Origin of the sequence: Anoxybacillus sp. EFIL, assembly GCF_013096955.1 — a bacterium.
Taxonomy (GTDB): Bacteria; Bacillota; Bacilli; order Bacillales; family Anoxybacillaceae; genus Anoxybacillus; species Anoxybacillus ayderensis.
Window position 1 is genome coordinate 1 of record NZ_SDLH01000003.1, and the last position, 19,097, is coordinate 19,097.

Sequence of the window (19,097 nt, forward strand, 5' to 3'; positions counted from 1 at the left end):
CCGTCCGCCGCTAACGATTCAAAAGCAAGCTTTTGAATCGTCCGCTCGACTTGCATGTATTAGGCACGCCGCCAGCGTTCGTCCTGAGCCAGGATCAAACTCTCCATAGAAAAGTTATCCTTAGCTTTTGTACGCTTTTCGCTTCGTTCAGTTTTCAAGGAACATCTTGTCGTTTTTTTTGCGACTTTTTCAATTTATCACATCGTCTTTTTAATGTCAAGAACGATTTTTTATTATCGCATCACAACAGCGACGATTTAAAATATATCATGTTCTTTTTTGAAATGCAACTATTTTTTTATTGTTTTTTATATGTTTTCCGAGGATATACGCTCCAATCCCAACGATGATAAAAAACGAGCCTATTCCTTGCGATAAATAAACTTTTTCGTCCAACCATATATAAGCTAATATAATGGCTCCAATCGGTTCAAATAAAATAGCCATGGATACCATTGCTGCATTTACCCATTTCATCGCCCAATTAAAAAGAGAATGCCCGAATAATGTCGGAATAACCGCCAGCAAAACGAAGCACCACCAGTCATTCGCATTATACGACAAAAATGAATAACGAAACAACGATACATATACACTTAATACGAGTGACGCAATGCCATAAACGATATACGTATATGTAATTAGAGAAAATTGCTTTCGTAAATGTTGACCGACTAACCAATAGCCCGTGACCATAGCACACGCAATCAATGCAAGCATATCCCCATAAAGTGCTTCACCACTTACGCGAAAATCCCCCCAGCTAATAATGACGCTACCTAAAATTGCAAGTAGCGCACTTACCCATTCACTCATCGTCATCTTTTCCTTGAAAAAGAAAAATCCACCAACAAAAGCGAATATCGGCTGCAACGTAACTAAAACGACGGAGCTTGCAACGGATGTGTAACGAAGCGATTCAAACCAAAGAATAAAATGAAACGCAAGCAATGTTCCAGACAACACCGCAAAAGCCCAATCTTTTTTATTCATCTGTTTCGTTTCACGTATATGTTTTACAATAAACAACGGAGTCATGAAAACAACTGCGAAAAAGAGGCGATAAAATGCGATAACAGCTGACGGAGCATCTGTAAATTTGACAAAAATCGCTGAAGTGGAAATAGAAAGTGCTCCAATAATTAATGCGATATACGCCTTCATGTTCGTCATCCTTTCGAATATACTTAATTACAAAGAAAAGGAGGAATGTCTCATGGACGCCCATGTACTCATGAAACTCGGAATCTCTGCTGTTCTCGGGCTCGTTATCGGTCTAGAACGAGAATTAAAGCGAAAACCAGTTGGTCTTAAAACTTGCCTCGTTATTTCGATTGTCAGTTGTTTGTTAACAATCGTTTCAATCGAATCAGCATACACATTTCCAAAAAGCGACCATATAAATATGGATCCACTTCGCCTCGCTGCTCAAATTGTATCAGGTATCGGCTTTCTCGGCGCAGGTGTTATTCTTCGCCGCGGAAACGATAGCATTTCCGGTTTAACAACTGCCGCGCTCATTTGGGGAGCCGCAGGTGTCGGAATCGCTGTGGGGGCAAACTTTTATATCGAAGCGATATTGTGCGTCATCTTCCTTATCGCTAGCGTCGAGCTTATTCCGCTTATAACAACCGTTTTCGGTCCGAAACAACTAAGGGAAAAAGAGCTTTCTGTGAAACTCACCGTGCTAGATGCAACGAAAATGTCTGAAGTCATCGATACGATTAAACAAAAAAATATCCGCATTAAAACGGTGCGCATAAAAGACTTAGATAACGGAAATCACTTTGTTGAATTAAAAGTATCTGTCGATCAAAAACGCGCAACAACAGATGTATACGAGTTTGTTCATCAAATTCCTTCTGTTCGTGGCGTCGATATCGAAAATATTTAGCTTGAAAATGATTCTCATTTATATTAGTATATATGATGAAAATTTCCTTCGAAACAAAAAGGTGGAGAACGACATGTCCTCTATTATAAAAAATATGGAACTTTGCTTCCTTATGCGCCAGCTCTCAAAAAAGGACGAGCTAACTTTCCTTCATTCATATCGAGTGACGAAAATCGCTTTATCTTTTGCTTCGTTTTTGAAACTCAATGATGAAGAAAAGCGAGAGCTTCAATTTGGAGCACTCATTCACGATATCGGGAAATTACACATTCCTGTTCATATTTTAACAAAAAGAGGGAAACTCTCTGAAGAAGAATTTGCTCAAATGAAAAAACATCCACTATTCGGTATACAAATATTACAACATTACCATGTTTCATCTGAAATTTCTCATATTGTTTTATACCACCATGAACGATGGGATGGAAATGGATATCCATATAACCAAAAAGGAGAGAACATCCCTTTTCTCGCTCGTCTCGTGGCGTTAGCTGATTCACTTGAAGCAATGACAGGCATTCGGCCATATCGCGCATCACTTACATGGGAAGAAGCTTATGAAGAAATCAAAAGAGAAGCAGGAACACAATTCGATCCACAATTAACATCTTCCTTTTTAGAGTGGATGGAAAATACTGAGATTTCAATTGAACAAAATAGCGAAACAATTATGCAAGCAATCCCCATGATTTCTTAATATCGATTGACGAAAAAACAAAATGTTTTTAAAATATAAACGAAAAGGGGCATTAGCTCAGTTGGGAGAGCGTCGCGCTGGCAGCGCGAAGGTCACCGGTTCGAACCCGGTATGCTCCATCAAAAAACCCTTGCATCGCAAGGGTTTTTCTTTTACTCTTCTGTTAGTTCTTCCACTGGAACGATGTGGCGTTCATGTTCCCGACCACGCATATGTACGGTAGCTGTTCGATTTGTTTCATCGTACCCATCAATCCAAACAGATTGACCGTGATAACATACCCGAATATCATCTGGTGAAGAAACAATTTGTTTCACGCGGTGCATATCCATCAACGTCCCTCCTTTCGTTTATATCATTTGTTTTTAAAGAAAAAATATGTAAGAAATAGCACCATCTCGTCTACAATGATAAAACGGGAGGGAAAATAGATGAGATGGTATGAATTTCTCGCTTCATATTGGCGACTTTCTCCACTGATACGAATCATATTCACCATTACAACAATCATCTGTTTATTTGGGATAATCATTCATATCGTTGAGCCAAAAACATTTTTAACAGCATTCGACGGCATATGGTGGGCGTTAATTACAACAACAACGATTGGTTATGGCGACCTCGTACCGAAAACATTAAGTGGTAAACTTGTCGCGATCACTCTTATTTTGCTCGGTACAGCTTTTGTCTCGGCTTATTTTGTCACGCTATCTACAAAAGCAATTTCAAAAGAAAATGCTTTATCAACTGGTGAACTCCCTTATACAAAAGGGGGACATGTCATCTTAGTCGGTTGGAATGAACGCGTTCGCCAGCTACTTGCTCTCATGCCGTCCAACATTCCGTGTCTCGTGATCGATGAAACACTAAAACGTTGGGATGTTCCGAAACACGTTCATTTCATTAAAGGAAATCCGACGCATGACGATGTGTGGAAAAAAGCAAACGTATTTGAAGCTCGCACCGTCATTATTACTGCCAACCAACATAAAAACGAAACGGAGGCCGATTTAGGATCCATCGTCACCCTTTTAACAGTGAAAGCACTTCATCCATCCGTGTATACTGTTGTGGAAATATTAACAACTCCCCAAGTTGATAATGCCAAGCGCGCTGGGGCAGATGAAACAATTGAAACAAATAAATGGATCAGCTTTTTAATGGCCAATTGCCTTTCATCCCCAAACGTGTTAAACGACGTCGAGCAATTCAAAAAACACTCGATCAAACGGCTAGCTGTGCGCGACGAATGGATCGGGATGTCTTTTGCGTCAATGCTCACGGAATTAAAAAAAGAAGATATATTGCTTATCGGTGTCGCAAACAATCAACATGTTGTAATTAATCCACCATCTCATACGATCATTCAGTCGACTGATGAACTTATCGTATTAGCGCAATAACCGTTCTTCTAAATCTTTGACGAGCGTTTTTGCCATCGCTACATATTGATCTGGTACCGTTGCATCGGGATCTTCTGGCTCAGAAAATTGATTAAATGATGCGTTTATATTCCCAATATGCACATTGTCATCTAAGCCACGCTGATATTTATGGCATAAGACGTATGGGCGCTTCAATTCAACCGTTGCCCCATACGAATCCAGTTGTCCATCGATCGCGACGAATGGAAGGCGTAAAAATTGGTACCCAACATCATCCGCCATCTTATAGTCGAACGAACCGTGATCGTAATCCCAATTTCCACCGATCACATAGCCGAGTGGCTTTAATTCTTGTTCTAACACATTTAATAAAAACGTTTTTCCCTCTAATGCAGATGGAATTTCAATCATATCGATCACTCCTCCTCTGCTTGTTATCATGCCCAAAAAAAGAGCTTTCCCTGCACCCAGGAAAAGCTCTTTTTTTCATTATTTCAATCGTTTTTCAAGCTCAGCCTTTTTCTCTTCGTATCCAGGTTTACCGAGAAGGGCAAACATGTTCACTTTGTATGCTTCTACACCCGGCTGATCAAACGGATTGACTCCAAGCAAATAGCCGCTCATCGCACACGCTTTCTCAAAGAAGTAAACGAGATAACCGAATGTATATTCATCTAATCGTGGTAGCGTTACAACTAAGTTTGGTACACCACCGTCTGTATGTGCTAACAATGTCCCTTCAAACGCTTTTGTGTTGACAAAATCAACTGTTTTTCCTGCTAAATAGTTTAATCCATCTAAGTCGTTATCTTCTGCCTCAATCGTCAATTCATGACGTGGTGTTTCTACTTTTAATACAGTTTCAAACAAGTCGCGACGACCTTCTTGCACATATTGCCCTAACGAATGAAGGTCTGTCGAAAAGTTTGCTGAAGCTGGGAAAATGCCTTTTTGATCTTTCCCTTCACTTTCACCAAACAATTGCTTCCACCATTCAGCAAAATATTGTAGCGCTGGCTCGTAGTTAATAAGCATCTCAATTGTTTTTCCTTTGTTGTATAGCACATTACGTACAGCAGCATATTGATAAGCAATGTTTTCTTCTAGTTCCGATTTGCTGAAATCTTCGCGAGCTTGGGCAGCACCTTTCATCATCGCTTCAATATCCGCTCCGCTTACGGCAATCGGCAATAACCCGACCGCTGTTAAAACAGAGTAACGGCCACCTACATCATCTGGAATGACAAACGTTTCATATCCTTCTTCAGTCGCTAACGTTTTTAACGCCCCACGCGCACGGTCTGTCGTGGCGTAAATGCGTTTGCGCGCTTCTTCTTTTCCGTACTTTTCTTCAAGAAGTTTACGGAAAATACGGAATGCAATCGCTGGTTCTGTCGTCGTTCCTGATTTCGAAATGACGTTAATTGAAAAATCTTTTCCTTCCAGTAAATCCATAACATCGCGCATATATGTAGAACTAATGTTGTTGCCGACGAAAATAATTTGCGGTGTTTTTCGTTTTTCGCTCGGGAGCGCGTTGTAAAAAGAATGTTGCAACATCTCAATTGCCGCACGAGCACCAAGATAAGAACCACCGATGCCGACGACTAACAATACATCAGAGTCTTCTTGAATTTTTTTCGCTGCTTGTTGAATGCGAGCAAACTCTTCGCGATCATATGCGACAGGGAGATCAATCCATCCTAAAAAGTCGTTTCCTTGTCCTGTTTTCTCATGAAGGGCATGATGCGCCACTTTCACTGCATCACGCAAATACGTTAATTCATGTTCACCAAAAAAAGACAACGCTTTTGAATAGTCAAACTGAATATGCGTCATGTACGTTTCCTCCTCAATGATTGTATCCTCTTTCACTTTAGCGAAATAAACAGCGAGAATCAAGTTCACGAAAACAATGTAAACGGATTCATTATGACATTTTTCGCACTTTACAATGAGGCTTGTAAAATCGCCATGACATCATCATCGTGCAACTTTTTAAAATTACCAAATGGGCCGAACGCCATCGCTTTTTCTACTATTATTGGCAATGATTGTTCACCGATATGATAATCTGCTAATCGACAAGGAGCACCTAATCTGTTCCAAAACGCCCGAAGTTTTCCAATTCCTTCTAGCGCAATTTCTCGATCTCCTTTGCCTTCTGGATAAACATCAAACACCCGAACAGCTAGCTGCTTAAAACGATCGATATGTTCATCAAGCACGTGCTTCATCCAATTTGGGAATAAAATAGCTAGCCCACCTGCGTGTGGAATGTCATGCACTGCTGACACAGCATGCTCAATATTATGTGTCGCCCAATCACCGCGTAGCCCCATGCGTAAAATTCCATTTAAAGCCATTGTTCCACAATATAAAATCGTTTCACGATGATCAACATGCTGTAAATTTTCAATAAGTTTTGGAGCCGTTTCGATTACAGTTCGTAAAATGGACTCACACATACGATCTTGTAATGGCGTATTTGGCGCATGGTGAAAATATTGTTCTAATACGTGCGACATGATGTCAACGATGCCATACACTGTATGATCTTTCGGAACAGTTGTTGTATAAACAGGATCTAAAATCGAAAATTGAGGGAAAACAGCTGGACTACTCCATCCGTATTTCTCCTTCGTTTCCCAATTTGTAATAACGGAATTTGCATTCATTTCCGATCCTGTCGCAGCTAGCGTTAATACTGTTCCAATTGGCAGCGCTCGCTCAACCGTCGCCTTTCGCGAAATAAAATCCCATGCCTCTCCATCATATAATGCACCTGCTGCAATGGCTTTGGCACAATCGATGACACTTCCTCCGCCTACTGCTAAAATAAAATCGACTTTCTCTTCACGGCAAATGTGAATTCCTTTTTGAACAGTAGATAAACGAGGATTTGGTTCGACACCCGCTAGCTCGGACCAAGACTTATTCAATGAACGCAAAATAGATACGACATCATCATATACGCCGTTTTTCTTAATGCTTCCTCCGCCATATACAATTAAAATGTGTTCATACGAATGAAGTTCCTTTTTCAAATGTTCAATTTGTCCTCTACCGAAAATTAATTTCGTTGGATTATGAAAAATAAAATTTTCCATGTTCATCCCTCCTTCCTTTCATTATTTCCAAAAGAAACAAAGAAGTAAAGAAAATTGCATTTTCTTATGCATACTTCTCTCAAAATGATTCATTCTATAAGTGAATACGATATTTTAAAGGAGGATGAACATGAGTACGTTACAACGAATTGCACTATTGCTTACTGTTATTGGAGCGCTAAACTGGGGGCTCATTGGCTTTTTCCGCTTCGATCTTGTAGCAGCCATTTTCGGCGGTCAAGCATCGGCGTTTGCACGCATTGTTTACGCTCTCGTCGGAATTGCTGGGCTCATTAACCTCGTATTACTGTTTAAACCGACGGAGGAACTCGGACGTACAGAACCAAAAATGTCGAGAACATAAACATACAACTCACCGATCACTCGGTGAGTTGTATGTTTTTTTCGCTTCCGCAATCCATTTTTCTAGTTGCATTTTTAACGGTTGAAATCCTAAAGGAGTCTCAATATTTGTTGTGTCATGATCAACATCACGCAACGATAAGCTAATTCGCTTTGTTTTTTCATCGATCGCGATAATTTTCACCCGAACAGAATCCCCCACATCCACATAATCATAAATATTTTTTACGTACCCATCTGTAATTTCTGAAATATGAATGAGTCCTTGAGTTCGTTCGTCAAGCGATACAAATATCCCGTATGGCTGTATTCCCGTCACAATACCCGTAACAATCGCACCTTCCTTCCACTCCAAATGAAACACTCCTCGTTTTTTGAAAAATTGTAACATAATTCACTTAAAAAGTGTTAATTTTGTGCACGAGTATAAACTGGAACATGGTATGATAAATATGTAAACGAATTTTGGAGAGGTGGGAGAATAAATGAGTACAATCGGCGAAAATATTCGCATGTATCGCGAACAGCGAAATATGTCACAACAAGAGTTGGCGATGAAAGTTCGAGTAGGGGTAGCGACCATTCAAAAATACGAATCCGGGGAACAAGTCCCTGACACACCAACCATTTTAAAACTTTGCACTGCTCTCGATGTCCCTGCATCTGAATTATTAGAGCGTGCCGATTTATCGAATTCATCTAGTATCGATCCAGAAATCGAATATTTAATTAAAGACATTGGCATTAAACGCGCAAAACTTATTTTGCGAAAAGCGAAAGAATTTAGCGAAGAAGACTTTTTGCGCGTCATGCAAATGTTATATGAACTGAAATACAACAAAGAAAGCTGACAATGCGTCAGCTTTCTTTTACAGTCGTTCAAGAAATCGCTTCATGCGCCGAATAGCCTCTTGCAACTGTTCGAGCGATGATGCATATGAACAACGAATATATCCTTCTCCACTTACTCCAAACACGTGACCGGGAACGACAGCTACTTTTTCCTCTAACAATAATCGCTCCGCAAACTGCTCTGATGTCATGCCTGTTGACCGAATGGACGGAAATGCATAAAATGCCCCTCCCGGCATATGGCAAGAAAGACCGATTTCGTTTAATGATTGAACAAAAAAGTTACGTCGTTGCCGATAGCTTTTTTTCATTTGTTCGACATCAGCCGCTCCATTTTGTAATGCTTCAATGGCAGCATATTGCGCCATCGTCGGTGCACACATCATCGTGTATTGATGAATTTTTAACATCGCGGTAGCTAATTCTCTCGGTGCAGCAATAAATCCGAGGCGCCAACCTGTCATCGCAAAACCTTTCGAAAATCCATTAATTAAAATTGTTCTCTCTCGCATGCGATCAATTGCCGGAAAACTTGTGTATTGTTCTTCGTAGCATAACTCCGCATAAATTTCATCTGAAATGACAAGCAAATCATGCTTTTCTACAATGCGAGCAATTTGCGCCAGTTCTTCGGCATTTAACACGGTGCCTGTCGGATTATTTGGCGAACAAATGATTAATGCTTTCGTCTTCGGTGTCACAACTTGTTCAATTTGTTCTGGTTGCAATTTGAATTGATGTTTCCCACTCGTTTGAATGGGAATTGGCACACCCCCAGCTAATGAAACAAGCGGTGCGTATGAAACAAAGCTCGGCTCAACAACAATGACTTCATCACCTGGATTTAAAATAGCTCTAAGAGACACATCGAGCGCCTGACTTGCCCCAACCGTCACAATTATTTCATCAGCTGGATCATATAACACGTGAAAACGGCGCGCTACATAGTCGCTAATTTCTTTTCTTAACTCCCATAAACCTGCGTTCGCTGTATATGATGTATATCCTTGTTCTAATGATAAAATGCAAGCCTCCCGCACACTCCAAGGGGTAATAAAATCCGGCTCGCCAACTCCAAGTGAAATGACCCCCTCCATACTTGCCGCTAAATCAAAAAAGCGACGAATACCGGACGGTTTTAAGCGTGATACGGTGTCAGATACGTACGTTTTCGTCTTTTGCATCACGGAGCCACCACGATTCTTCGATCTTGATCACCTTGCTCAAACACGGTGCCGTCATGCTTATATTTCTTTAAAATAAAATGGGTTGTCGTTGAAATGACGGAATCGAGCGTCGATAATTTTTCAGAAACAAAATGGGCAATTTCAGACATGGAACGTCCTTCAATGACAACAGATAAATCGTAGGCACCAGACATCAAATAGACAGACTTAACCTCCGGAAAGCGATAAATACGTTCAGCTACCTCGTCAAATCCAACGCCGCGCTTCGGTGTCACTTTCACATCGATCATCGCCGTCACACCTTCATGGCCATCTACTTTCCGCCAGTCAACGATCGTTGCATACTGTACAATCACTTTCGCTTCTTCTAATTTTCTTATTATATCCTCTACTTCTGAAACGGAGAGAGAAACCATTTTCGCCATCGTATCAATCGGCAAACGAGCGTTTTTTTCTAACAATTCAACGATTTCAATTTCTTTTTCAGTTAGTTTCACACGAATCACCCCTGACATAAATTTTCACATAATTTAGAAAAAAATGCACGCCTTTTTTCAAAAAAATAAGCAAGACGACATCGCTTGCGACTACGGTTTTTTTATCACACCGCATGCGATTCGCTTGCCTGCATTTCCCGCTGGCTGAGACATCCCATCATCTTTTCCTTCGTGGATGACAATCGATGTTCCGTTTTTAGTGAATAGGCCGTTTTTCTCTTCTGATAAATTGACATTTGGGACCATTAATTGTACTTTTACCGTTCCATCTTCTTTTACAATTAAATTCGGTAAATCGCCTGCATGCGCTCCTTCCGGATGAAGGAGACCGTGCTCTTTTCCTTCCGGATTGAAATGTTCCCCAGCTGATTGAAATGTAGGTGGTTCGCATGTTCCTTTGTCATGAATATGGATCGCGTGTTCTCCTGGAGGCAGTCCTTTTAAACCAATGTCGAGTTTCACCCCTTCAGGTTGCTGCGACATTTTAATCGTCCCGACCGAATCACCATCTTCATTAATCATATTGACATCGACGTTTTTCACTTTTTCTTCCATACATCCGCTCACAAGTAACAAGACGACACATATCATTATTTGACGCACAATAAGCCCTCCAACTACATATTTACAGCTTATTATGCCCCGTTTGTATTCATTTAATCGTTTATTTGTTGTTTTTTCAACTGTTCTTCTAATTGCTTCGCTTTTTCTTCTTGACGTTTTGAAATTTTTATAATCAACCGCATCGTCAACACTGCTGCAATAAAAAATGCGGTAAACGAAATGGCAGCAGGAATATACTCTGTTTTATCTTCTGGGAAGTATAAAAACAATCCAAATATAATGTTATTCATGCAATCAACCTCTCCATATATCTTCTCACTCATTATATCATAAAGACAATTGTATCGCTTCGCAAAAAGGAATATAATTGGATTCGTAAACAAAAAAGGGAGGCGTACTCGTTTGAAAAACGTCGTGATCCACAAAGTTATCACATTCGTATTTACAGAAGGGCAATTAAGAGGGTATTGGAACGAAAAAAAACAAAAAATTCCATTCGAATCTTTGACAAATGAACAGTTAATGGCATTAGCTGAAGATATGTTAGCGAACTCTTCTCATAGCCAACTAGAGCAACATATTTTAGACCATGGTTGGCGCGTAAAAGAAGAAACAGAAGGACAAGTGCTTGCAGAAGACGATTCCCGTGAACATGTACATGTGGAAGTCATTGATACAACAAAACAAGGATCGCCATCCACAAAATTGTTTATCGATCGTTTATCACGTATCGAATGCGCGAACTGCGGATTTTCTTTTTATATTCGCAATGTAAACGATGACACGACGCATTTAACATGTCCAAGCTGCTTTCAGACACTAAAAAACTGAAATATAGAAAGGAATGAAAGATGGTGCATGAGGCAATCACTCATGAAGTAAACAATTTTCAATATTATGCGGCCATTGCAATCTTTTTGATTACATACGCCATCATCATCTCAGAAAAAGTGAATCGTGCTGTCATCTCTTTATTAGGTGCCGCTTTTATGATCATTTTCGGCATCGTTGATTTACATCGAGCGTACACTCATCATATCGAGTGGGGGACGATTACGCTTTTAATCGGAATGATGATTCTTGTTAGCATTACGAGTAAATCAGGCTTTTTCCAATATGTTGCGGTCAAAGCTGCAAAAATGGCGAAAGGAAGCCCAATTAACATTTTAGTCATTTTATCCTTGCTGACAGCTGTTCTTTCCGCCTTTTTAGACAATGTAACAACTGTTTTATTAATCGTTCCGGTTACGTTTTCCATTACACGTATGTTAGAAGTAGAGCCTGTTCCATTTTTAATTTCTGAAGTGCTTTTCTCAAACATTGGCGGAACGGCGACGTTAATCGGGGATCCACCGAACATTATGATCGGCTCAGCCAATAAACATTTAACGTTTAACGACTTTTTATTTCATTTAGGTCCTGTTGTTCTCATCATCATGGCTGTTGTCATTACTATTTTGTACGTGTTTTATCGCAAACGTCTTCAAGCAAATGCTGCGCTCATCGAACGGCTCATGAAAATCGATGAAAAACAATACATTAAAGATGCCGTACTATTGAAAAAGTCCGTTTCTGTGCTTGGATTAACAATTTTAGGGTTTACACTCCATTCAGTGATTCACGTCGATGCAGCAGTCATCGCAATGACAGGGGCTGTCATTTTAATGCTCATCGGCGTAAAAGAACACGACTTAGAAGAAGTATTCGCTTCAGTTGAGTGGACAACCATTTTCTTCTTTGCTGGATTGTTTACGCTTGTTGGTGGACTCGTCGATATTGATCTTATTAAAAGTTTGGCCGAGGAAGCATTGGAAATTACAGGAGGCGATATTCATTTCGCATCTTACTTAATTCTTTGGGTATCTGGAATCGCATCAGCAACCATTGACAACATTCCGTTCGTTGCGACGATGATTCCACTTATTCAAGATATGGCTGTCGGCATGGGATTATCTCCAGACTCAGCACAAATTGATGTTTTATGGTGGTCGTTAGCGCTTGGCGCTTGTTTAGGTGGAAACGGAACGTTAATTGGAGCATCTGCAAACGTCATCGTTGCAGGGATTGCTTCACGTGAAGGTCACGGGTTTAGCTACTTTGATTTTCTAAAAATTGGAGCACCGCTGACGCTCATTTCCTTGCTTATTTCACACGCGTATATTTTCATTCGTTACTTATAAAAACGCTCAAGGCTCGCCTTTGAGCGTTTTTTTCTTTTCGTCATATACTGCTTCCAAGGAGGGAGAACAATGTATCCAAACGTTAATATTACACAATTTACACAATCAGCAAAAGCGATACAAAAGCTATTGAAAGATGCCACGACCATTTCGACAAAAATCGCAAACGATCCTACTTTTGCGAAGCAGTTAATGGAAAAAGCCCAACAATCAAAACAAGAAGAAGTACAAAAGCAACTTCAATCCATCGGCATTGAATCGGAAATGAAAATCTCTTTTAATCCAAATACGATTCATATTACACTTTCACCAAAAAAAGGCGAGTCGCCTTGTTGCCAACTCACCTTCTTGCTTTACTGGCGATAATTCGGTGCCGCCATTTGCTTCTCACCTATATAGGCTGCATCGCGCAAATCATGTCCATCATCCGTTTCACTTACATGGATAATATCTTCTTTTGCACCTAATCGATTTGCGCGAAGCAATTGTTCCTCTTCCCTCATTGTCATCCCCTCCGTATTGTTATGTTGCACAAGTACGTTACACTTATGTATTGACATTTTTTGTTTTATCATATACCATTTCGTTAACAAATAAAAAAAGGAGGTTAACAAATGCGAGCGAAAGATTTAACGTTTATCGCCATGTTTGCAGCGTTAATGGCGATCGGAGCAAACATAACATCGTGGGCTCCTTTTCTCGTTATTGGTGGAGTTCCAATTACGTTACAAACATTTTTTTGCGTATTAGCTGGCGCCATTCTTGGAGCAAAACGAGGAGCAATAGCAATGACTGTATATATGCTCATCGGGTTATTCGGCGCACCTGTTTTCGCTCGGTTTGGCGGTGGGTTTTCAACGATCGTTGCCCCAACATTTGGCTTTATTCTTTCTTTTATTCTTGCAGCATACGTCACTGGTTTACTTATTGAAAAAAGTGCAAATCGTTCCGTAGCACGCTTTATCACAGCAACTATCATCGGCATGATCATTAACTACGTTGTCGGAACAAATTGGATGTATGTCGCGTTTAAACTATGGGCTGAAGCGCCAGAAGGCTTTTCGTATACGATGGCATGGAGCTGGATGCTCGTTCCGCTTCCAAAAGACATCATCTTATCAATCGTTGCCGGCGTCATTGCGCCACGCATTTATAAAGCATTAAACCAACATCAAATATATAACAAATACGTTGCATAACAAGAAAAGGAAGTTCGGTTATAGACCAACTTCCTTTTCCTCTTTCTTTATATATTGTTGCCGAAACACTTGCATCGATTCATTTTCGTTCAGTGCAATCATCTCTTGCTCAGATAATGTTCCATCTCCGCGTTTGACGACATATACGTTCACTTTTTTCTTTCCCCAATGTTTATACACATCATCTACTGTTTCGTAATATAAATCAATTTTATGGCCTTTAATCGCGGAACCTGTATCTGCGACAACACCATATCCGTATCCTGGAATAAATAAAATCGTTCCAATCGGGAAAATGTTCAAATCTGCTGCGATCGTGGAATACAAATCACGTTTCACACGCACACCTGAATACGTGATCCCATAACTCGGATGATCAGGCGTTTTTCCTGTTGATTCCACTCCAGCCGTATATCCTGTTGCTACAACAGTAACGGACGGATATTGCGACCAATCGAATGCTTCTTCTAACGTCAACGATTCGTTTGTTGTTTGTTGGGATGATAGTTGTGTCACTTGCTTTTCATTTTTACGAAAACGATCTGCTACATACTCATACGTGTTCGTTGAAAACAACGACTTGAACGAGAAAAAAGAAAAACGTGAAGGTGAAAACCAATCAGATAGCATCTTCGCTTCAACGCCTGATATCGATTGAAATGTCGTCATGAACGCACACATAAACAATACAACCATGGTCGTTCGTCTTAACCATTTTATACCCATTTATTCACTCCTCCCACGGTTGTATTTCTTTCCAACATTCAAAAAAAATATACATCCACCGCAAGAGAAATAAAAAAACCTCCACGATTGTGAAGGTTTAAAACATACGATATCCTTTTTTACGCAATGTTTGAATGACAATGCCTGAAACGATTGCGCCTACAATGCCGCTACTTAAAATAATTAAATCGGCGCTCGCTAACGACCCTATTCGCTCTTTCACGTGAGCAAAGGAAGCGGATGGATTTGTCACATAGTCCATTATAGAAATTTGATCGATCCACAATAATAAAACGAACGGGCTTAATATCGCCATCGTCCACGTCGTTCGTAAAATCATATTTAATAAAAAGCCAATACCAAAAAATAAAACAAAAAACAATAAAATAGAAATAAATAAAACAGGAATGCTCATCTCCATACGTTTTCACCTCCAATACACCATTTTAAGTGTACTGAAAGCGAAAACATGAGTCAATTATTGCTTCATTGCCATTTCATCTTTTTCTACTCCTGTCCCTTCACAATAGTGACACGTTTCCGACCCTCCAACCGCAACATGAACATAACCGTTTCCCGCACAATATTGGCACGTTGTTTTATTCATAGCCCTCTCTCCTTTTTCTTAATTTTCAGATAATTATACATAAAAATATATCATTTGTAAAGAAAAAACGAGCGAAAAGTCGCTTCGCCCGTTTTTATAATAGCTTGAATTTTCCTTTTTTCGCAACAAGTGTTGGACCACCGATTAAGTAAAGGGCACGGTTGTCAATTACTTTTTTCATGACACTTGCTTTTGCCCCCCAAATTTTCTTACCAAATACGACACCGATCGCATCATCGTGTCCAAGCGAACATACTGTTCCTTTGAGGTCTGGTTTAAACGGTTGTAATTCCCCTTGACCACGAATTAATACAGCTAAGTTTTTCGCACAAACTTCCCCTTGTTGCATTGCAATTTGCGCTGTTGGCGGATATGGACGGTTTGTTTCTTCGTTAATAATTAATGCACAGTCTCCAACAACAAACACATCTTCATGTCCTGGTGCACGTAAAAACGGATCGACTTTCACACGACCGCGCATCGCTTCAAATCCTGATTCGTCAATGACGTGACTTCCACGTACTCCAGCCGCCCATACAACTGTTCCCGCTTTAATTTCTTCTACTTGATCGTCTTTGCTAACGATAATGCCTTCCGGTGTACATTCTTTAATCGCTGTACCAATTTTAAATTCAACACCTTTTTTCTCAAGAACATTTACCGCATATTCAACAAGTTCTGGGTCAAAACCAGGAAGAACTGTCGGTGCTGCCTCTACGCAAATGATGCGCACTTTATTTGGATCAACGTCATATTCACGGCAAAGTTCTGGGACGCGGTTTACAAGCTCACCTAAAAATTCGATACCTGTAAATCCTGCACCACCAACAACAATCGTCAAACGCTCATCACGTTTTTCTTCTTCTGTGCTATATGTCGCAAATTGGTATTCAATATGCTCGCGAATTTGACGTGCCGCGTTGACGTTCGCAATCGAGAAGGCATATTCTTTTAAGCCTTTAATGCCAAACGTTTCAGATTCAAATCCAAGAGCAACAACTAAATAATCATACGTTAACGGCTCATGGTTTTGAAGCAACACTTGTTTTTGTTCGAGGTTGATTTTTTCAACCGTATCTTGAATAAATTTTACTTTACTTTGATCGATGACATCTGCAATCGCATAGCGAACGCGCTCGTGATGCAACGTTCCTGCAGCTGCCTCATGCAACCATGTTGATTCATAATGGTAATCATGTTTGTTGACAAGCGTAATGCTTGCTTCATTGACGCCAATCATCTTTTGTAAACGCGTCACTGTCATTAATCCACCATAACCTGCACCTAATACAACAACATTTGGCTTCTTCAAGCGAATCACTTCCACCTTTTCTTATTTTTTTTAGCTTGTGCTTGTTGAACGATTTTTATCGTTTAAAAAGTTTGTGAATTTATTCACGAAATAGACCAAAAAAATACAACGTTTTGTAACAAAGTTGTCATTTCTACGTTAACATCTTATTCTTTTTTTCTCTCTTTTTCAAGAGTTATTTGTTCAATTTTTGGCCATAATTTTTGTCGAGTTCATGTCGAAATTTTCAAAACAACAAAAGCGTTCAACCATTTTTTATGGTATGATAATACGTGAGAATTTACGTTTTAGGAGGAATGAACGTGAAAGAAGATCAAAAACTGTACGATATTACTGTAATCGGTGGCGGACCTGTTGGCTTGTTTACGGCGTTTTACGGGGGAATGCGTCAAGCAACGGTGAAAATTATCGAGAGTTTACCGCAACTTGGCGGACAACTTTCTGCACTTTACCCAGAAAAATACATATATGATGTAGCGGGATTTCCAAAAATTCGCGCCCAACAACTGATCGACAATTTAAAAGAGCAAATGAGCAAATTTAACCCAACTGTTTGTTTAGAACAGTCTGTTGAAAAGTTAGAAAAATTGGAAGATGGTACATTTAAACTAACAACAAATAAGGAAATCCATTATTCCAAAGCGGTCATTATTACTGCAGGAAACGGTGCATTCCAACCTCGTCGATTAGAACTCGAAAGCGCAGTACAGTACGAAGGAAAAAACTTACATTACTTCGTTGATGATTTAAATAAATTTGCTGGTCAACATGTACTTGTATGCGGTGGTGGCGACTCTGCCGTTGACTGGGCGCTTATGCTTGAGCCAATTGCTAAAAAAGTAACGATCGTGCATCGACGCGATAAATTCCGCGCCCATGAACATAGCGTTGAAAACTTAATGAACTCGTCTGTCGACGTCAAAACACCGTTCGTTCCTGTCGAATTAATTGGAGATGAAAACGGTATCAAACAAGTCGTTTTAGAAGAAGTAAAAACGAAAGCTCGCGAGACGATTGATGTCGATGCCGTTATCGTCAACTACGGCTTCATTTCTTCGCTCGGCCCAATTAAAGAGTGGGGATTAGAAATCGAGAAAAACTCTATTAAAGTAAACTCCAAAATGGAAACAAACATTCCAGGTGTGTATGCAGCCGGCGACATTTGCACATATGAAGGAAAAGTAAAATTAATCGCTTGCGGATTCGGTGAAGCGCCAACAGCGGTCAACAACGCAAAATCATACATTGATCCAAGCGCAAAAGTACAACCGCTCCATTCTACATCGATGTTTGAATAAGAGAAAGAATAGGCTTCCCATAGTTATAGGGAAGCCCCTTTTTCTTCTTCCAAACATACTTGTTCTATTTCTCCAGGCATCTCTTTTTCTCTCACAGCAGCTTGCAATTGTTCAATTTCCTTTTCTATATAAGTTGAATTAAAGATTTACAACTGAACACACAAACGATCGATCGTTTGTTCTGGTTTCTGGTTGATTCGCTGAATAAAGGCTTGGACATTCTTTCTAATTTCTTGCACACTCGAATAGAACACGTTGTAAATCACGTCTGATTTCAGCCATTTCCATAGCCCTTCAATCAAGTTCAATTGCGGACTGTATGGTGGCAAAAAGACGAGCTCTAACCGATCTTCGTGTTCTTTTAAAAATGGCTGAATGAGTTTGGCATGGTGAATTCGAGCGTTATCTAAAATCATCACTATTTTGCCTGTGGGATAGCGTTCTAACACAAGTTGAAGAAATCGAAGAAATGTTTCCGCGTCATAGCGTTCTTCTTCGATGCAAAACACTTCCCCTGTTTCGTAGTTCAACGTGCCAATCAGCTTCAGCCCTTGATGTTTTCCAAACGTCGGAATGATTCGTTGTTTTCCTTTGACAAACCATGTTTTTTGAATCGCTTGGTAATCACGAATCATCGACTCATCTTGAAAGAGGACATGGGCGATGTTCCCATCTACCAGTTTTTTTTTACTTCAGGGAAGGTGATTTCGACGAATTCTTTCTGTTTCTCTTCATCGGCATTGGCTAGTGTATAGGTCGGTTTCGTATAGCTTAGCCCTAACCGATGCAGAATGTCACTTGTTCCGCGAAGCGTGTATGTTGGCCCCCACTTTTGTTGAATGAGTTCAGCGATTATCGCAAGCGTCCAATTATATTTTGCTTCGAATCCCACATCTACGGGGAGCTGATGTTCAATGATCAAAGCCAGCTCTTTTTCCTGCTCAGGGGTCAATCGACGTGGGGCGCCAGGTGAGTATTTCATCTCCAGTCCATCAAGACCGCGCTGGGCGTAGGCATGAATATAGTTATAAATAGTTTTCTTGGATCGACCAATAATCGTTGCGATTTCTCCTTTGGTATATCCCTGCAAATGAAGATAAATCGCTTGGTAGCGTTCATATGCTCGTTTACTTTTTGCTTCTTTCATGGCAGTGGACAACTTTTCGATCTCGTCTTTGTGATTTGGCATCATAGTTTTCTCTCCGTTCCCCTATTTTCTCTTTGTA

General features: G+C 40.1%; 26 protein-coding genes, 1 tRNA gene and 1 rRNA gene. 11 read left to right on the top strand and 17 right to left on the bottom strand.

Translation table 11 applies throughout. From position 1 onward, the window contains the following. Both ES017_RS05765 and ES017_RS05770 read right to left on the bottom strand, forming a co-directional pair. Positions 1-110 (bottom strand): 16S ribosomal RNA (locus ES017_RS05765); the annotation flags it as partial. Positions 111-267: 157 nt separating this feature from the next. Next, positions 268-1,164 (bottom strand): DMT family transporter, encoded by an 897-nt coding sequence (locus ES017_RS05770; protein WP_021093607.1) that lies wholly within the window; start codon positions 1,162-1,164, stop codon positions 268-270. 52 nt (positions 1,165-1,216) lie between these two features. Here ES017_RS05770 and ES017_RS05775 point away from each other — a divergent pair, with 52 nt between their 5' ends. The 3 genes from ES017_RS05775 (at position 1,217) to ES017_RS05785 (ending at position 2,710) form a co-directional block, all read left to right on the top strand. Further along, complete coding sequence (locus ES017_RS05775) at positions 1,217-1,894, top strand: MgtC/SapB family protein (protein ID WP_021093608.1); 678 nt, start codon at positions 1,217-1,219, stop codon at positions 1,892-1,894. Positions 1,895-1,967: 73 nt separating this feature from the next. Further along, the gene (locus tag ES017_RS05780) at positions 1,968-2,591 is read left to right on the top strand and encodes an HD-GYP domain-containing protein (protein WP_171334847.1); all 624 of its coding nucleotides are present in this window, start codon (positions 1,968-1,970) and stop codon (positions 2,589-2,591) included. Between the two features lie 46 nt (positions 2,592-2,637). After that, a tRNA-Ala gene (locus ES017_RS05785) sits at positions 2,638-2,710 on the top strand. Between the two features lie 33 nt (positions 2,711-2,743). Here the strand turns inward: ES017_RS05785 and ES017_RS05790 are convergent. Next, complete coding sequence (locus tag ES017_RS05790; protein ID WP_021093610.1) at positions 2,744-2,923, bottom strand: H-type small acid-soluble spore protein; 180 nt, start codon at positions 2,921-2,923, stop codon at positions 2,744-2,746. 99 nt (positions 2,924-3,022) lie between these two features. Here ES017_RS05790 and ES017_RS05795 point away from each other — a divergent pair, with 99 nt between their 5' ends. Continuing rightward, a complete protein-coding gene (locus ES017_RS05795; RefSeq protein ID WP_021093611.1) occupies positions 3,023-3,994 on the top strand; it encodes a potassium channel family protein in 972 nt (323 codons plus the stop codon). Here the strand turns inward: ES017_RS05795 and ES017_RS05800 are convergent. The 3 genes from ES017_RS05800 to ES017_RS05810 all read right to left on the bottom strand — a co-directional run bounded on the left by ES017_RS05800 (position 3,983) and on the right by ES017_RS05810 (position 7,086). Beyond that, positions 3,983-4,387: a YugN-like family protein gene (locus ES017_RS05800; protein WP_009362210.1), complete on the bottom strand. Its 405-nt coding sequence runs from the start codon at positions 4,385-4,387 to the stop codon at positions 3,983-3,985. The two genes, ES017_RS05795 and ES017_RS05800, sit on opposite strands and share 12 nt — an antisense overlap. A 78-nt stretch (positions 4,388-4,465) precedes the next feature. Beyond that, positions 4,466-5,815, bottom strand: a complete 1,350-nt coding sequence (locus tag ES017_RS05805) for a glucose-6-phosphate isomerase (RefSeq protein ID WP_009362211.1) — start codon at positions 5,813-5,815, stop codon at positions 4,466-4,468. A gap of 110 nt (positions 5,816-5,925) precedes the next feature. After that, a complete protein-coding gene (locus tag ES017_RS05810; protein ID WP_171334848.1) occupies positions 5,926-7,086 on the bottom strand; it encodes an iron-containing alcohol dehydrogenase in 1,161 nt (386 codons plus the stop codon). A gap of 130 nt (positions 7,087-7,216) precedes the next feature. On the opposite strand from ES017_RS05810, the gene ES017_RS05815 reads away from it, so the two are divergent. Beyond that, positions 7,217-7,450, top strand: a complete 234-nt coding sequence (locus ES017_RS05815; RefSeq protein WP_004892293.1) for a DUF378 domain-containing protein — start codon at positions 7,217-7,219, stop codon at positions 7,448-7,450. A 9-nt stretch (positions 7,451-7,459) separates the two neighbouring features. Here ES017_RS05815 and ES017_RS05820 read toward each other — a convergent pair whose 3' ends face one another. Beyond that, entirely contained in the window at positions 7,460-7,840 is a 381-nt protein-coding gene (locus tag ES017_RS05820) for a CvfD/Ygs/GSP13 family RNA-binding post-transcriptional regulator (RefSeq protein ID WP_042535194.1), read from the bottom strand. 94 nt (positions 7,841-7,934) lie between these two features. On the opposite strand from ES017_RS05820, the gene ES017_RS05825 reads away from it, so the two are divergent. Then, positions 7,935-8,300: a helix-turn-helix domain-containing protein gene (locus ES017_RS05825; protein ID WP_021093614.1), complete on the top strand. Its 366-nt coding sequence runs from the start codon at positions 7,935-7,937 to the stop codon at positions 8,298-8,300. Positions 8,301-8,318: 18 nt separating this feature from the next. Here the strand turns inward: ES017_RS05825 and ES017_RS05830 are convergent, their stop codons facing one another. From ES017_RS05830 to ES017_RS05845, 4 genes are all read right to left on the bottom strand, one after another. Next, positions 8,319-9,485 (bottom strand): aminotransferase, encoded by a 1,167-nt coding sequence (locus ES017_RS05830; protein ID WP_171334849.1) that lies wholly within the window; start codon positions 9,483-9,485, stop codon positions 8,319-8,321. Next, complete coding sequence (locus ES017_RS05835; RefSeq protein ID WP_042535192.1) at positions 9,485-9,985, bottom strand: Lrp/AsnC family transcriptional regulator; 501 nt, start codon at positions 9,983-9,985, stop codon at positions 9,485-9,487. Before ES017_RS05835 ends, ES017_RS05830 begins: the two co-directional genes overlap by 1 nt. Positions 9,986-10,075: 90 nt before the next feature. Then, entirely contained in the window at positions 10,076-10,576 is a 501-nt protein-coding gene (locus ES017_RS05840; RefSeq protein WP_216367477.1) for a superoxide dismutase family protein, read from the bottom strand. Positions 10,577-10,641: 65 nt separating this feature from the next. Further along, the gene (locus ES017_RS05845; RefSeq protein ID WP_021093618.1) at positions 10,642-10,839 is read right to left on the bottom strand and encodes a hypothetical protein; all 198 of its coding nucleotides are present in this window, start codon (positions 10,837-10,839) and stop codon (positions 10,642-10,644) included. 112 nt (positions 10,840-10,951) lie between these two features. On the opposite strand from ES017_RS05845, the gene ES017_RS05850 reads away from it, so the two are divergent. The 3 genes from ES017_RS05850 to ES017_RS05860 all read left to right on the top strand — a co-directional run bounded on the left by ES017_RS05850 (position 10,952) and on the right by ES017_RS05860 (position 13,095). Continuing rightward, on the top strand, positions 10,952-11,380 hold the full coding sequence (locus ES017_RS05850; RefSeq protein WP_021093619.1) for a hypothetical protein: 429 nt from the start codon (positions 10,952-10,954) through the stop codon (positions 11,378-11,380). 20 nt (positions 11,381-11,400) lie between these two features. Continuing rightward, positions 11,401-12,729: an ArsB/NhaD family transporter gene (locus tag ES017_RS05855; protein WP_216367458.1), complete on the top strand. Its 1,329-nt coding sequence runs from the start codon at positions 11,401-11,403 to the stop codon at positions 12,727-12,729. A gap of 69 nt (positions 12,730-12,798) precedes the next feature. Next, positions 12,799-13,095: a YuzC family spore coat inner layer protein gene (locus tag ES017_RS05860; protein WP_075039561.1), complete on the top strand. Its 297-nt coding sequence runs from the start codon at positions 12,799-12,801 to the stop codon at positions 13,093-13,095. Here the strand turns inward: ES017_RS05860 and ES017_RS05865 are convergent. Next, entirely contained in the window at positions 13,083-13,232 is a 150-nt protein-coding gene (locus ES017_RS05865) for a hypothetical protein (RefSeq protein WP_167338105.1), read from the bottom strand. The two genes, ES017_RS05860 and ES017_RS05865, sit on opposite strands and share 13 nt — an antisense overlap. A gap of 111 nt (positions 13,233-13,343) precedes the next feature. On the opposite strand from ES017_RS05865, the gene ES017_RS05870 reads away from it, so the two are divergent. Beyond that, entirely contained in the window at positions 13,344-13,928 is a 585-nt protein-coding gene (locus ES017_RS05870) for a biotin transporter BioY (RefSeq protein ID WP_021093623.1), read from the top strand. Positions 13,929-13,946: 18 nt separating this feature from the next. On the opposite strand, the gene ES017_RS05875 is transcribed toward ES017_RS05870, so the two are convergent. The 4 genes from ES017_RS05875 to ES017_RS05890 all read right to left on the bottom strand — a co-directional run bounded on the left by ES017_RS05875 (position 13,947) and on the right by ES017_RS05890 (position 16,582). After that, on the bottom strand, positions 13,947-14,654 hold the full coding sequence (locus tag ES017_RS05875) for a 3D domain-containing protein (RefSeq protein ID WP_021093624.1): 708 nt from the start codon (positions 14,652-14,654) through the stop codon (positions 13,947-13,949). A gap of 97 nt (positions 14,655-14,751) precedes the next feature. After that, on the bottom strand, positions 14,752-15,075 hold the full coding sequence (locus ES017_RS05880) for a YuiB family protein (protein WP_009362225.1): 324 nt from the start codon (positions 15,073-15,075) through the stop codon (positions 14,752-14,754). A 57-nt stretch (positions 15,076-15,132) separates the two neighbouring features. After that, positions 15,133-15,261: a YuiA family protein gene (locus ES017_RS05885; protein ID WP_021093625.1), complete on the bottom strand. Its 129-nt coding sequence runs from the start codon at positions 15,259-15,261 to the stop codon at positions 15,133-15,135. Positions 15,262-15,355: 94 nt separating this feature from the next. Further along, positions 15,356-16,582: an NAD(P)/FAD-dependent oxidoreductase gene (locus ES017_RS05890; protein ID WP_035062810.1), complete on the bottom strand. Its 1,227-nt coding sequence runs from the start codon at positions 16,580-16,582 to the stop codon at positions 15,356-15,358. Positions 16,583-16,875: 293 nt separating this feature from the next. Here ES017_RS05890 and ES017_RS05895 point away from each other — a divergent pair, with 293 nt between their 5' ends. Beyond that, positions 16,876-17,871 (top strand): NAD(P)/FAD-dependent oxidoreductase, encoded by a 996-nt coding sequence (locus tag ES017_RS05895; protein ID WP_021093627.1) that lies wholly within the window; start codon positions 16,876-16,878, stop codon positions 17,869-17,871. Positions 17,872-18,017: 146 nt separating this feature from the next. Here the strand turns inward: ES017_RS05895 and ES017_RS05900 are convergent. After that, a protein-coding gene (locus ES017_RS05900) for an IS630-like element ISBs2 family transposase (RefSeq protein ID WP_015374552.1) occupies positions 18,018-19,063 on the bottom strand; the annotation gives its coding sequence in 2 pieces (ribosomal slippage) (positions 18,018-18,557 and positions 18,560-19,063; 1,044 coding nt in all). Positions 19,064-19,097: the final 34 nt, after the last annotated feature.